The organism is Psychromonas sp. MME2, from assembly GCF_040566515.1.
In the GTDB taxonomy this organism is placed as follows: domain Bacteria; phylum Pseudomonadota; class Gammaproteobacteria; order Enterobacterales; family Psychromonadaceae; genus Psychromonas.
Window position 1 is genome coordinate 53,737 of the sequence record NZ_JBEWXI010000010.1, and the last position, 13,652, is coordinate 67,388.

7 protein-coding genes, 1 tRNA gene and 1 pseudogene are annotated in these 13,652 nt (G+C 37.5%); 3 read left to right on the plus strand and 6 right to left on the minus strand.

The features are described from left to right. Nucleotides 1–5: 5 nt before the first annotated feature. Nucleotides 6–81 (plus strand) — tRNA-Val (locus AB1A03_RS08750). Between the two features lie 465 nt (nucleotides 82–546). Here the strand turns inward: AB1A03_RS08750 and AB1A03_RS08755 are convergent. After that, nucleotides 547–1,548 (minus strand): substrate-binding domain-containing protein, encoded by a 1,002-nt coding sequence (locus AB1A03_RS08755; protein ID WP_354624290.1) that lies wholly within the window; start codon nucleotides 1,546–1,548, stop codon nucleotides 547–549. Between the two features lie 380 nt (nucleotides 1,549–1,928). Between AB1A03_RS08755 and AB1A03_RS08765 the strand changes: the two are divergent. Beyond that, nucleotides 1,929–5,035, plus strand: a pseudogene (locus AB1A03_RS08765) (beta-galactosidase). A gap of 147 nt (nucleotides 5,036–5,182) precedes the next feature. On the opposite strand, the gene AB1A03_RS08775 reads toward AB1A03_RS08765, so the two are convergent. From AB1A03_RS08775 to mglB, 4 genes are all read right to left on the minus strand, one after another. Then, complete coding sequence (locus AB1A03_RS08775) at nucleotides 5,183–6,922, minus strand: methyl-accepting chemotaxis protein (RefSeq protein WP_354624294.1); 1,740 nt, start codon at nucleotides 6,920–6,922, stop codon at nucleotides 5,183–5,185. Nucleotides 6,923–7,002: 80 nt separating this feature from the next. Next, on the minus strand, nucleotides 7,003–8,013 hold the full coding sequence (gene mglC, locus AB1A03_RS08780; RefSeq protein ID WP_354624295.1) for a galactose/methyl galactoside ABC transporter permease MglC: 1,011 nt from the start codon (nucleotides 8,011–8,013) through the stop codon (nucleotides 7,003–7,005). 25 nt (nucleotides 8,014–8,038) lie between these two features. Then, nucleotides 8,039–9,550, minus strand: coding sequence for a galactose/methyl galactoside ABC transporter ATP-binding protein MglA (gene mglA, locus AB1A03_RS08785; protein ID WP_354624296.1), 1,512 nt, complete (start codon nucleotides 9,548–9,550; stop codon nucleotides 8,039–8,041). A 67-nt stretch (nucleotides 9,551–9,617) separates the two neighbouring features. Further along, nucleotides 9,618–10,595, minus strand: a complete 978-nt coding sequence (gene mglB / locus AB1A03_RS08790; RefSeq protein WP_354624297.1) for a galactose/glucose ABC transporter substrate-binding protein MglB — start codon at nucleotides 10,593–10,595, stop codon at nucleotides 9,618–9,620. Between the two features lie 380 nt (nucleotides 10,596–10,975). Here mglB and AB1A03_RS08795 point away from each other — a divergent pair, with 380 nt between their 5' ends. Then, nucleotides 10,976–12,160 carry a DUF711 family protein gene (locus AB1A03_RS08795; RefSeq protein ID WP_354624298.1) on the plus strand — a complete coding sequence of 395 codons (1,185 nt, stop codon included), beginning with the start codon at nucleotides 10,976–10,978 and terminating at the stop codon, nucleotides 12,158–12,160. 116 nt (nucleotides 12,161–12,276) lie between these two features. On the opposite strand, the gene AB1A03_RS08800 is transcribed toward AB1A03_RS08795, so the two are convergent. Beyond that, nucleotides 12,277–13,431 carry a hypothetical protein gene (locus AB1A03_RS08800; protein ID WP_354624299.1) on the minus strand — a complete coding sequence of 385 codons (1,155 nt, stop codon included), beginning with the start codon at nucleotides 13,429–13,431 and terminating at the stop codon, nucleotides 12,277–12,279. Between the last annotated feature and the right edge of the window lie 221 nt (nucleotides 13,432–13,652).

Consider the following 13,652-nt stretch of genomic DNA (forward strand, 5'->3'; position numbering starts at 1 on the left):
AAGATGGGCGATTAGCTCAGTTGGGAGAGCACCGCCCTTACAAGGCGGGGGTCACTGGTTCAAGCCCAGTATCGCCCACCATCTTTAATTGACCCTAGCATATTTCTACAATACATTTCAGATAACCCCTCTAATTACTGAACTGCTAATTTTTAAGATACAATGTCTTGAGAATCTAATTGGCTTAGATCAAACTAATGATTTAATAATGCCAATCCGCATAAATATCTGCTCTATCTTGTTGGTTAAAATAATAGACAGTAGTGCTGCTTCAATTGCAATAGAATAGTCCTCTAATACTAATCGGAGTAATAGCAATTCCGATAAATAGCTGATTTATTTTACTGGTTAAAACAACTTACTGCTGCGTTGTAATTTTCGCAAAGGGAATAACCATTTACGTCAAATTACGCCTTGAATTAAGCCATTTTTCCTGCGCAAAATTTAAATCACATAGCCAATCCGATTGGTATAATACACAATCACGCGCCTTGCTTTCCATCATTTTTCCTCAACACAATATTATGGAGAGGGGGTGGTATTTCTCTAATTTTTATTAGCTACAGATAATCGTTGTACTAGTGTTGGTGCAAACATATTGCTTGCCGATTCGAATTTCTGATTTTTTGCTAATTTAAGTGATAGTTCCGTTGCCTGGATACCCATTAGTTTAATAGGGTAGTTGATGGTGGTTAATTGTGGATGTATATAACGGGCGATTAGCCCATTATCAAAACCGATTAGTGATATTTTTTCAGGAACGGCAATATTATGTTCATTTAATGCCATTAATGCACCTGCTGCCATATAGTCGTTATATGCGAGTACAGCTGTAATAGGTAGGTTTTTCGCTAATAGTTCTGTCATTGCTGTATATCCACAGGTGTCACTAAGATGTGCATCTAGGGTATAGTCATCAGAACAAGATAGGTGGTTATCTTGTAGCGCTTTAAGGTAACCTGCTTTGCGATCATTGGCATCACTTATCTTGTGATCTGAATTAATATAAGCAATTTCTTTATGACCATGTTTGATTAGATACTCGGTTGCCATATAAGCGGCATTATAATTATCAAAGGCAATACAACGGTCAGCGAGTTCTGGAATAAAACGGTTGATCAATACCATGCCAGGTACTTCGGTTGCAAAATCGATCAATTCTTGATCACTTAGCCCTTTTGAGTGAATAATTAATGATTTACTTCTACTGTTAATCAAAATATCAATGGCCTCTCTTTCCGTTTGAGGATTATGGTAGCCATTCCCTATTAATAAGTGCATATTATTTTGACGGGCAACTTGATCAACACCTTTTAGTAATGAACCAAAAAACGGATCAGAAACATCGCTTACCAAGACGCCAATAGTATTGGTGTTTTTACTGACTAATGCGCGCGCATTTGCATTGGGACGATAGTGCAATTTTTTCATTGCGGCTTGTACAGAAGCGATTGATGCTTTACCTGCTTGAGGTGATTGATTGATCACTCTTGATACAGTTGCAATAGATACGCCAGCTTCCCTAGCTACATCTTTGATCGTTGCCATTTTTATTCTCTTTAAATATTCGAATTACATTATCTTGCTTGTAGTAAATATGATGCTAAACCTGAGATTGTAACGAATTGTAACACATGTTTGTGTTGGATCATCTGTAAACATAGCAATCAGATTACGAACGTATAGTTTGTTTACAACTTTAATTTATATATTAAACAATGGGTTATACTTTATGCCAGTGTTCAATCTATAAATAATGACGTTAAGTGATACTATAATTATTGCTTATATTTTTTATAATAAAATGAATTATACGTTACTGAAGTTATAAAATGCTAGCTATCTCTAGTTTCTAAAACGCAAATAAGAATACACTATCATGTAAACGTTTACATTACTATTTAGTGCTATCAAACGCAAGGACTAAAATGAGAAAATTTTCAGAAATTATTCAAGCCAGAGATTGGGAAAATCAACACATCACTTATTTTAATGTAATAGAAGCGCATGCTCCTTTGTATTCATATCATTCATTAAAATCAGCGATTCATAATGAATCTTCTGAATTTATGTCTTCATTAAATGGTCAATGGCGTTTTAATTTATTTTCACAACCAGAGGTTGTGCCTGCTGAATTCCGTTGAAGTGGATTTTGATGACAGTGATTGGCCTGAGATTACTGTGCCGAGTAATTGGCAGTTACAAGGTTACGATAAACCTATTTACACAAATGTAAAATATCCCTTTGTCGATAATCCTCCTTTTGTTCCAAAGGATAATCCAACGGGAATTTATCGTTGTTATTTTGATTTGCCAGTGAATTGGCAGGGGCGTCAGCAGCGTATTATCTTTGATGGTGTTAACTCAGCATTTCATCTTTGGTGTAATGGGATTTGGATTGGTTATTCTCAAGATAGTCGTTTACCTGCGGAGTTTGATCTCAGTAAACAACTAGTGTTAGGCAAAAATCAAATTACCGTGATGGTCATGCGTTGGTCAGATGGCTCATACCTTGAAGATCAAGATATGTGGTGGTTAAGCGGTATTTTTCGGGATGTATCCTTGCTAAGTAAAGCACCTATTTGTATTAATGATGTGACTGTCCGCACTAGTTTGGATGCTTGTTATAATCACGGTTCATTATATGTTAAGACCTGCTTAAGTGAGCGTAGTACTGCGCATCGAGTACAAGTTCAATTGTTTGATGCTCAATTAGGTGCTGTTACAGAGGCCATTTTGGCGCCTTTCGGTGAAAGAGTTATTGATGAAAATGGCGTAGCGTTAGATAGCGCAGAACATAACATTACCGTACCATCGGTACAGAAATGGAGCGCAGAATCTCCATATTTGTATCGAGTCGTGGTGTCTTTACTTGATGTAGATAATAAAATTATTGAAAGTGAAGCTTACCAAGTTGGTTTTCGTGCTGTGGAAATTAGTGATGGATTACTTAAGGTAAATGGTGAAGCTATTCTTATTCGCGGTGTTAACCGTCATGAACATCATCCAGAAAAAGGCCATGCAATTTCTATTGAAGACATGCTTATAGATATAAAATTACTCAAACAAAATAATTTTAATGCGGTACGTACTGCTCATTATCCCAATCATCCACGTTGGTATGATTTATGTGATCAATATGGATTGTATGTTGTTGATGAGGCGAATATTGAAACCCATGGACAAGCTCCCATGTCACGCCTATCTAATGATAGTAGTTGGTTAACCGCGTACATGCGCCGCATGACGCGAATGGTTGAACGTGATAAGAATCATCCGTCCATTATTATATGGTCTTTAGGTAATGAATCTGGTATTGGCTATAATCACCATGCCATGTATCAATGGACTAAACGTAAAGATCCAACACGAGTTGTTCAGTATGAAGGCGGGGGGGCGAACACTGCCGCTACTGATATTATTACCCCTATGTATGCTAGAGTGGACGAAGATATAACCCTAGCTAATGATGCAGACGTTGTGCCAAAATTATCGATAAAAAAATGGTTATCTATGCCTAATGAACAGCGCCCATTGATTTTATGTGAATATGCCCATGCGATGGGAAATAGTCTTGGATGCTTTGATAAATATTGGCGAGCCTTTCGTGAATATCCTCGTTTACAAGGTGGATTTATATGGGACTGGGTTGACCAAGGTTTGACAATGACTGATTTCAATGGACAACATTTTTGGGGCTATGGTGGTGATTTTGGTGATCACATTAATGACCGACAATTTTGTATTAATGGTTTGCTTTTTCCTGATTGTAGTTTTCATCCAACCCTAGTTGAAGCAAAAAAAGCACAGCAATTTTACCAGTTTAAGAAAGTGCCAGGCCAATCATTACAAATTGAGATTCATAATGAAAATCTATTTATTGAAACGGTCAATGAGGCGTTACATTGGACCATAACAGAAGATGGTAATGAAGTAGCATCGGGCAATTTTGCTTTAGAGATAGCAGCTAAAAGTAAGCAAATATTAACGTTACTGGAAATCTACCCTACACAGAAGGTTGGGTGTGATTATTTTCTCAATTTAGAAATTGTATTAAATAAAGATAAACCATGGGCATCGCAGGGGTTTGTTGTGGCCACTGATCAAATTAAACTAGATTCTATAATGCAATTAGCCCCCCCTGCGATATCGGCGAATAGGGCTCCCGATGTATTAGAAACAGAGGATAGCATTAAAATAAGTGGTGCTAATTTTGCTATTACTATCGATAAAAACAGAGGTGTTATTAGTCATTGGTTGGTGCAAGCTAAAGAACAGATGCTATTGGGGCCATTAGATAATTTTTATCGTGCTCCATTAGATAATGATATCGGTACTAGTCAAGCGGATTGTGTTGATCCCAATGCTTGGGTGACGCGTTGGGAGGGGGGTTTATCTGGTTTACAGCGTAAATGTCGTTATTTTGAAACAGTAAAAATGGCACATCATATATTGGTTAATATTGAATTTGAGTATTACTCTAATGATAAGTTGCTAATTACTACTAGATGGCAATATAGCATCGATATTAATGGTCTGGTGCTTATTAATGTCGATGTCAATGTAGCGAAATCTTTACCTGCATTAGCTCGAATTGGAATGACTTTAGTGCTGCAAAATAATGATGATAATGTGCATTGGTTCGGTCGCGGCCCCCATGAAAATTATCCAGATCGGCTTTCTTCTGCACATATTGGGCGTTATTGCCGATCTGTTGATGAAATGCATACCCCGTATATTTTTCCATCGGAAAACGGTTTACGTTGTGATGTTAAAGAGTTACAGATTGGCACCTTAGAAGTAGTTGGGCAGTTTCATTTTGGTGTGAGTCGTTATAGTCAAAAAAACCTTGCACAGGCGAAACACTCCGAAAGAATTGATTGATGAAGGGAGACTTTATGTTAATTTAGATGCATTTCATATGGGAGTAGGTGGAGATGACTCATGGAGTCCAAGTGTTCATAAGGAATTTTTGTTGGATAGAGAACATTACCATTACCAAATAGCACTGACTTTTAACACTGATAAGTTTTAAGCCATATTGCCCATCCTTAGTGAAACAGATAGGATTACAAATTAGTAGCATTGGAATTACTTGGTATTATCTGTTTTGCGCCGATAAAAATAAAAAGACAAAGCAAAAGCTTTGTCTTTTTTGATTGTTTAAATTACTTTTAAATTGTTAACATAATTTAAAATGTTTCACCACTTCAATGAGTTGTGATTTGCTTTTCTCAATTTCTGTCACACTATTTAATGTCTCGGTTCCATTTGCTTCTAGCTCACCTATCATCGTTTGAATCATCGTCATATTGCGGGATATTTCATTAGTGGTGACACTTTGTTGCTCAGCTGCGGCAGCTATTTGTGTGTTAAGAGAACTTATTTCTGCAATAGAGTCTGTCATTGTATTCAATGAATGTGTGCTCTTTTCTGTTGCCTTTGCTGAGGCTTGGCAACCTTGTTTAGTATTTTCCATTGCGCTAACAACAGAAGAGGTACCTGATTGGAGTTTTAAGAGCATAGCATTAATCTCTTTGGTAGAGTCCTGTGTACGACTAGCAAGCGAGCGAACTTCATCGGCGACAACAGCAAAACCTCTGCCTTGCTCTCCGGCTCGTGCTGCTTCTATCGCGGCATTTAATGCCAGTAAGTTAGTTTGTTCAGCAATACCACCAATCACACTTAACACTTTACCTATATTGGTAATATCGTTATTAAGCGTAAAAATAGATGTAGACATATCTTCAACATCGTTGATTAATGCTTCGATGCTGGTCACTGAGTTTCGTACTAGCCCCTTGCATAGTTCAGCTTGTTGAGATGAATCTTCAGTTAATTGCGATGCGGTTAGTGCACTTTCTGCCACTGAATCAGCCGTCGCACTCATCTCCGTAATGGCACTGACGGCTTGTTCGGTTTCCTTAGCATGAGCATCCATTAAGTCATGATTGAGGGCTGCTTTATCTGATATTTGTGTCACTCGATCACCTAAATTCTCTGTTGTTTTTGCTACATCGAGCATCAGCCCTTGCAAATTTTCAGTGAATTTATTAATACCCGAGGCGATAAGGCCGAGGTCATCATTGCTATCTACTTGTAAACGTTTGGTTAAATCAGCTTCGCCACTGGCAAGATCAATGACTACTTCACGTAAATGTACAATTGGTAAATAGGCAATGCGCACGAGAATAACACTTAAGGCAATCAAGACAATGCCTGCTATGAATAATGCTAATGTAATCGAGCCATTTAGCGCGTTGGTCTGATGTTCTATGTATGACTTGTCAATATAACCTGTTAGATTCCATGAATTGTTACCGACAAGAATTTCATGCTGTACCTTGATCAAGTCGCCATCAATTTTATTACTAAATAGGATATTGTTAGCCGCATCTGTTAATTCAATATAGCTACCTTGGGTCACTGAATTTTCTAATAACGTTTTAATATCGGTTAGATCGACAAAAAAGATATTCCCACGGCCATTTTTTCCGGGAATAGTCACGGTCATAATTGGTTTATCATTTTCACTAATAATATCACTAACGGTAATATTTTCTCCTGCATCAGTGAGTATTTTCAATGTTTTTTCTTTAATGCTTGGATCGTTTTCAGTGCCGTGATCCGTAAAAATGATGCCCTGAATAATTTTATTGATACGAAAGAATCCAGACTCTTTTTGTAATACTTCAAGGCTAGCTGAGCCAGTATCAATATTTTTAGCTAGTAATATTTTATTGGCAATATCATTGCTTAATTTGTCATTAACTAAGGCAAGTTGACTCGTTGTATTTTTAACACTGGTATCGTAAATGTAATGGCTAATATAATGGTTTGCACTGAGGTACGAGGTGACGATTGCTAAAACGACGATAAATCCGAAAAGTGTAAATATTTTGCCTTTGAAAGATATATTCATTATAAACATCCTTGTAAAGTTAAAAAAGACAAAGCGGTTTCCCGTTTTGTCTTTCATATGAAATTACATCTGTTGTATCGTTATTTTTTGTTTGCGTATTTCATCGAATCTAGCGCTACCGCAAAAATAATAATACTACCTTTAATGATGTACTGCCAGTATGGACTTACACCAATATAGGTCATCCCATAATTTATGACTGTGAAAATTAATACACCGGTCACAACACCGAGTACACTTCCTACTCCACCCGCGAATGATACGCCTCCTACAACACAGGCAGCAATCGCATCAAGCTCATACATAAAGCCAAGGTTATTGGTTGCACTGCCAATACGACCTGCTTCTAACATTCCGCCAAAGGCATAAAATATACCGGATAGAGTGTAAATTTTAAGTAGAGTAATGGGCACGTTTACACCAGATACTTTTGCTGCTTCTGGATTACCACCGATTGCAAAAATATTTTTACCAAATACTGTTTTGTTCCAGATAACCCAGACAATCCCAATCGAGATTGCAGCATAGAAGGTTAAATAGGATAGTTTAAATCCCCCTAGCTTGATATAGCCCTGTGCAAACTCTGAGAAGCCTGTATCAAAGCCTGCTATTGGAGATGCGCCAACTGTATCGAAATAAAGAGAGTTGATACCATAAACAATAATCATGGTACCTAAGGTCGCAATAAAAGGGGTTACTTTTAAATAGGCAACAATAATACCGTTTATTAAACCAATGATTGCCCCTACAGCACAAACCACAAGAATAACCACGACTAGAGGTATCTCCCCAAGGTCTGGGAATACCCTGTTAACGTTGTCCAGTGCCTGCAATAGAGTAGCTGACAATACTGCGGCTAAACCAACCTGACGACCAGCAGAAAGGTCCGTACCTTGTGTGACAATTAATCCGGCAACACCTAGTGCAATAATAATACGGACCGATGATTGTGTAAGGATATTACTTAAATTTCGCAAGCTTAGAAAAGAGGGTTCTTGAATCACGATAATAGCTAATAGTATGAATAGTACAACATAAATACCACCTTCTTTAAGGTAGCGAGTTAGCATAAGTTTTTTCAGAGTGTCCATGTTAATTCCTTAATTCCTTAATTTATTATAAGTACAGAGCAGCTAGCTCTAAAATTTCATTCTGAGTAGTCTCTTTTGTATTAACAATGCCTGCCACGCGACCATTACTCATAACTAATATACAATCCGTTGTACCAAGCAATTCTGGCATCTCCGATGAAATCATGATGATACCTTTATCTTTATTCGCTAAATTGAGCATTAGTTGATAAATTTCAAATTTAGCCCCAACATCGATACCTCGCGTTGGTTCATCTAGCATTAAAATTTCTGGATTCGTTAACAGCCATCGACCTATAATAACTTTTTGTTGATTGCCTCCGGAAAGTGAGCCTATATTGGTTTGATGGGAAGGGGTTTTTACACTCATAGAGTCAATAACCCACTGGGTATCACTTTTCATTTTCTTATTACTAAGCAGGCCAGATTTACTTTTATATTGACTCACATTGGCAACGAGAGAGTTAAAAGTGATGTCTAAATTACTGTAGATACCCGTTGCGCGGCGTTCCTCTGTGACCAATGCAAGACCACTATTAATAGCATCATGTGCATCATGTATGGCAAGATGCTTACCATGAAGAATAATTTCACCCGTTCTGCGCTCTCGGATGCCAAACAAGGTCTCAACAATATCGGTTCGCTTTGCGCCAACCAATCCGGCAATACCTAATATTTCACCTTTGTGTAGATCGAAGCTAATATCTTTAATTGAAGGTTGATTTGCTGCTGTTAAATTTTTAACTTCGAGAATAACTTCTTTAACCACATTGTTTTTTTCTGGAAAACGGTGTGTTAGATCACGGCCAACCATCATGTTGATGATCTTATCCATGTCAAGTCCTTTTAAAGGACGGGTTTCTATCCATACCCCATCGCGGAGAATGGTAATTTCATCGCAAATGGTAAAGATCTCTTCCATTTTATGAGAGATATAGACGATACCGCAGCCTTTATCTTTTAACTTATTAATTATTTTGAAAAGATGACTAACTTCTTTTTCACTTAGCGAAGAGGTCGGTTCATCCATAATGACTATTTTTGCGTTGTAAGAGAATGCCTTGGCAATTTCTAGCATTTGCATTTGTGATACTGATAAAGTGGCAACTTTTACTTTTGGATCTATATCAATGTCTAACTCTTCAAAAATGGCTTTGGTATCGGTATACATTTTGTCATGGTCGACAAAAAAGCCTTTTACCGGGTATCTGCCAAGCCAAATATTATCCATTACAGTGCGTTGTAATACCTGATTAAGCTCTTGATGCACCATAGATACGCCAGACTCTAGCGCTTCTTTTGACGATTCAAAATTAACCTCTTTTCCGAGGAAAACAATCTTACCTTCGTCTTGTTGGTAAATGCCAAAAAGGCACTTTAATAATGTAGATTTACCTGCGCCATTTTCACCCATCAAAGCATGAATTGAATGTGGACGAACTTTTAAATTGACATTGTCCAGTGCTTTTACACCAGGAAACTCTTTACTGATCCCTGTCATTTCTAATAGAAATTCATTTTCTAATCGTGTAGTCATAATTATATTTCCGTTGCAGTTAAAATTGGGGAAGCTTATTTCACTTCCCCATTCCATTTAAGCAACCTTATTTAAGGTTGCTTTTATCTACACCGACATAAGGAACACGTACCACGCGATCAACTAACTTCCATTGCGTACCTTCAGCAGCAGGGCGACCCTCTGCTAAATTGCGCGTTAAGTCAAAAGTTGCTTTAGCTTGGTTTTCTGCATCATTTAACACTGTGCCAGCCATTTGTCCTGATTTAACCATTGCTAGGGCTTCGGTTAATGCATCAACACCAAATACAGGTAATTTTGTTTTACCATTAGCTTTCAGTGATTCTACTGCACCCATCGCCATGCCATCATTGTTGGCGATAACTACTTCAATTTTTTCACCGTTAGGACCAGATACCCAAGCATCCATTTTGTCTTTTGCCATAGCGGTATCCCACATTGCGGTGTCTAAATGCAATTCCTCTGTTTTGTAGCCCCTATCATTTAAGGTGCTAACAACATAGCTTGAGCGCGCTTCTGCATCTGGGTGACCAGGTTCGCCTTTTAATAATACATATTGAATCACACCATCACCATTTAGGTCCCATTGTGGATTTGCGGCCCACTGTTTAGCAATTAATTCTGCTTGAATAATACCTGCATCTTTGGAAACAGTGCCGACAAAGTAAGCTTTGTCGTATGATGCTAAATCTTTAGCGGAGGGCTCTTTATTGTAAAATACAACGGGAATATCTTCTTCTTGTGCTTTTTTAATAACAACTGGTGCGGCCGCTGGGTCAACTAAGTTGATAGCGAGGGCCTTAACACCACGAGCGAGTAAAACATCAATTTGATCATTTTGCATTGATTGGCTATTTTGTGAATCATTCATCAGTAAGTTAATTTCGGGATATTGAGCGGCTTCTGTTTCAATTGCTTGGCGAACTACCGCCATGAAATTGTCATCATATTTGTATACAGTAAAACCTAATTTTGTTTCTGCTATAGCTGAATTACCAAACGCGATACCAGCACATAATGTTGCTAACATAGTCAATTTTTTCATCGATATTTCCCTTTCAGTCAATAGTTAATATGTATCATGCATAAATGGTCAGATATGTTGTTATATAACCTTGCCATTGCTAAGAAGAATACATCAAGAACTGTTAAATATTTGTGATCAACTCAGCAAAATGTAAACGTTTACATAGATTTTTATCATTTTATAAAAAGAAGAAGTAAATAAAGTATATGGGAGCTGAATTTGCGTTGAATAATTAAACGTTGAGTAATCCATTAGATATATTATGCTTAAGGACGTAGCTGTGAAATCTTGAATTCATTTGACTTATCTAATTGTAATGTAAGCCTTAGTTTATGTAGGTCATGAAACTTACAGAGTAATTGGCTGTTACTTTTTATTATTAAAGGCAGAGTACATATATGGACTATAAATCAAAATCGTTATGTAAAATAAGAACCATCACTAGCTTTTTAGTACTAGATAGCGATCGCTCGGCGTGGCCCTTAGTAATTAAGCGAGCCGTTGATTTTTGTCTTTCTCTAAGTGCTCAATTCGTCAATAATGGTTATCAAGTACAGTCAATGCGTATTGTGACGAACCCATTCGGTGAGTATTTAAATACCAATAATATTGATAGCGCCAAAGTCGATCTTGCTTATATTTCGGAAATATTAAATAGCGCCAATGCATCGCCATTACGTATACGATTTGCAATTGGTGAAGCAACAACGCCCCATGAAATTGCATTATTACCTGAATTAATCCAATGCTATGGCGATTTATGTAATGCTTGCGTTAATATTTCAATGGATGATCAAGATGTGCTGGATAATGTGTTGATAGAACAGGCTGCGAAAACGGTTATTAATATTAGTCGAATGACTTTGCGAGGCGAGGGGAATTTCAATTTTACGGTTAATTTTAACTGTAAGCCTCTTATCCCTTATTTTCCTGCTAGTTTTCATCAAAAGAAGCTTGGTAATCTCTATGTATTAGGGCTTGAAACTCCAGATCTATTAATGCATGTTTTACATGAATTTAATGAAGTAAATATATTTCTCGATCATCAACACCGTTTTAAAAATTATTATCGATTAATGCGTGAAGCTCTTCAATATCACGTTGATCTTATTAAGAAAATAAATGATGATTTTATGGCTACTCATTCCTCTGATTTTGTTTTTGCTGGCTTAGATAGTTCAGCAGCACCCAGTAAAAACTGCACTAGCATGGTGGAGATCTACAAGCAGTTAGGTGTCGATTATTTTGGTGCAGCAGGGACGGTCGAGGCATCTTCACTATTAACCCGCGTGTTTAAATCCATTAAAGGGATGCCATTAGTGGGGTTTTCAGGATTAATGCTGGCAGTGACCGAAGATGAGGGGTTAGCGCAGGGCTCGATTGATGCGGATTACGATATTCGAACACTGTTAACCAATAGTGCTGTCTGTGGTATTGGCTTAGACACTGTGCCTATCCCAGGTGACACGAGCATTGATAAAATCAGCGCTTTAATGCGGGATACGGGGACGTTGGCATTTCGTTTAAATAAACCGCTAACCGTGCGTTTATTTCCTGTTCCGACTTGCAAGCGGGTCAATTAACTCAGTTTGAAAGCGATGATTTGTGTAATTGTGCGGTATTATCTGTATGTTAGCAGGGAATTAAAAAGGGCTAATATATAGCCCTTTGGTTGGCGATAATCTGTGATAAAAATGATTTAATTTAAGATGCGTTCATAGATGCGGTAGTGTTTATAGTCTTTTCCACCAATGGATTCAATAATGTTACGCATTCCCGAATTATCCTCTAAAATCCATGATAATTCGATATCCTTTGCGCCATTGTTGTGTAGCTGTTGTCGTACCGCATCAATAATTAAGAACGCAATGCCTGCACCTAGGCGGGTATTTTGATATTCACTTCTCACTCCCATCAAAGGGACTCGTGCGCTGGTTAATTTACTGACTTTTAAGCGCCACAATAATTTAAGCCAACCAAAAGGCAATAATTTACCATTAAGGCCTTTAATCGCTTCGTTGATATTTGGCATGGCCACAATAAATGCGATAGCCTTGCCATCAATTTCTGCAATTTGTATAAATTCTGCTGCAATTAGAAAACGTAAATTTTTCCCAAGCTCTTCAAATTCAGCTTCAGTAAAGGGAACAAATCCCCAGTTATCGGCCCATGAATCGTTAAAAATATCGCGTAAGAGCTTTATTTCTTGATCATATTTCTTCTTGTTAATTGGTCTTACCTTAACCCGTAGAGCCGTTTTTTCCATTATTTTTTTCATGACCGGAGGGGCATCGAAATTTGGCGCTATCATATAGGCGATGGTATCTTTTACTTTGCCATAACCACTTGCTTCGATTTGCTTAGCATAATAGGGAAGCGCATGACTCATCATAAAGACAGGGGAGGTCTCAAAACCTTTAATGAGTAATCCCATCTCTTCATTAATAGATAAATTAAAGGGGCCTCTGACACGAATAATACCTTTATCTGCTAGCCATTGTTCAGCCGTCTTGATTAATGTTTGGAATGTTTCTAAATTATCTTCAGCATCAAGTAGTCCAAAGAAACCTGTTGCATCATTGTAACGTTCAATATGAAGAGTATCTATCTGTGCACTAATTCGACCGACGGGGTTTCCATCGCGTAGGGCAACCCATGCTTGCCATTGAGCGTGTTGGAAATAGGGGTTATGTTTGGGAGATAGATGCATTCTCCTTTCAACCATTAATGGCGCTACCCATGTAGGATCATTTCTAAAAATAGTCGTTGGAACGCGAATAAATAGGTCTAAATCTTCCTTACTCACGACAGGAATGATTTTTAATGAAGAAAGTCCATTTGTTTCAATACTCATAATAAAAGTAAACCTTTATCTAGTGTTAAATATAAGCTCTTAAAATTTAAAGGGTTACAATCATTATTTACGAGCCGACCTTAACCTTGCTTTAAAATAAAGAATATACGTAGTTTCCTGATAAAGATAAAGCATTGGTCGTAACGAAAGTGATGGCAACGTTATTTAATCGCTTGTATCTGTTATTGGTTTTGTTTTTGAATATATAAAAATCAAACAGA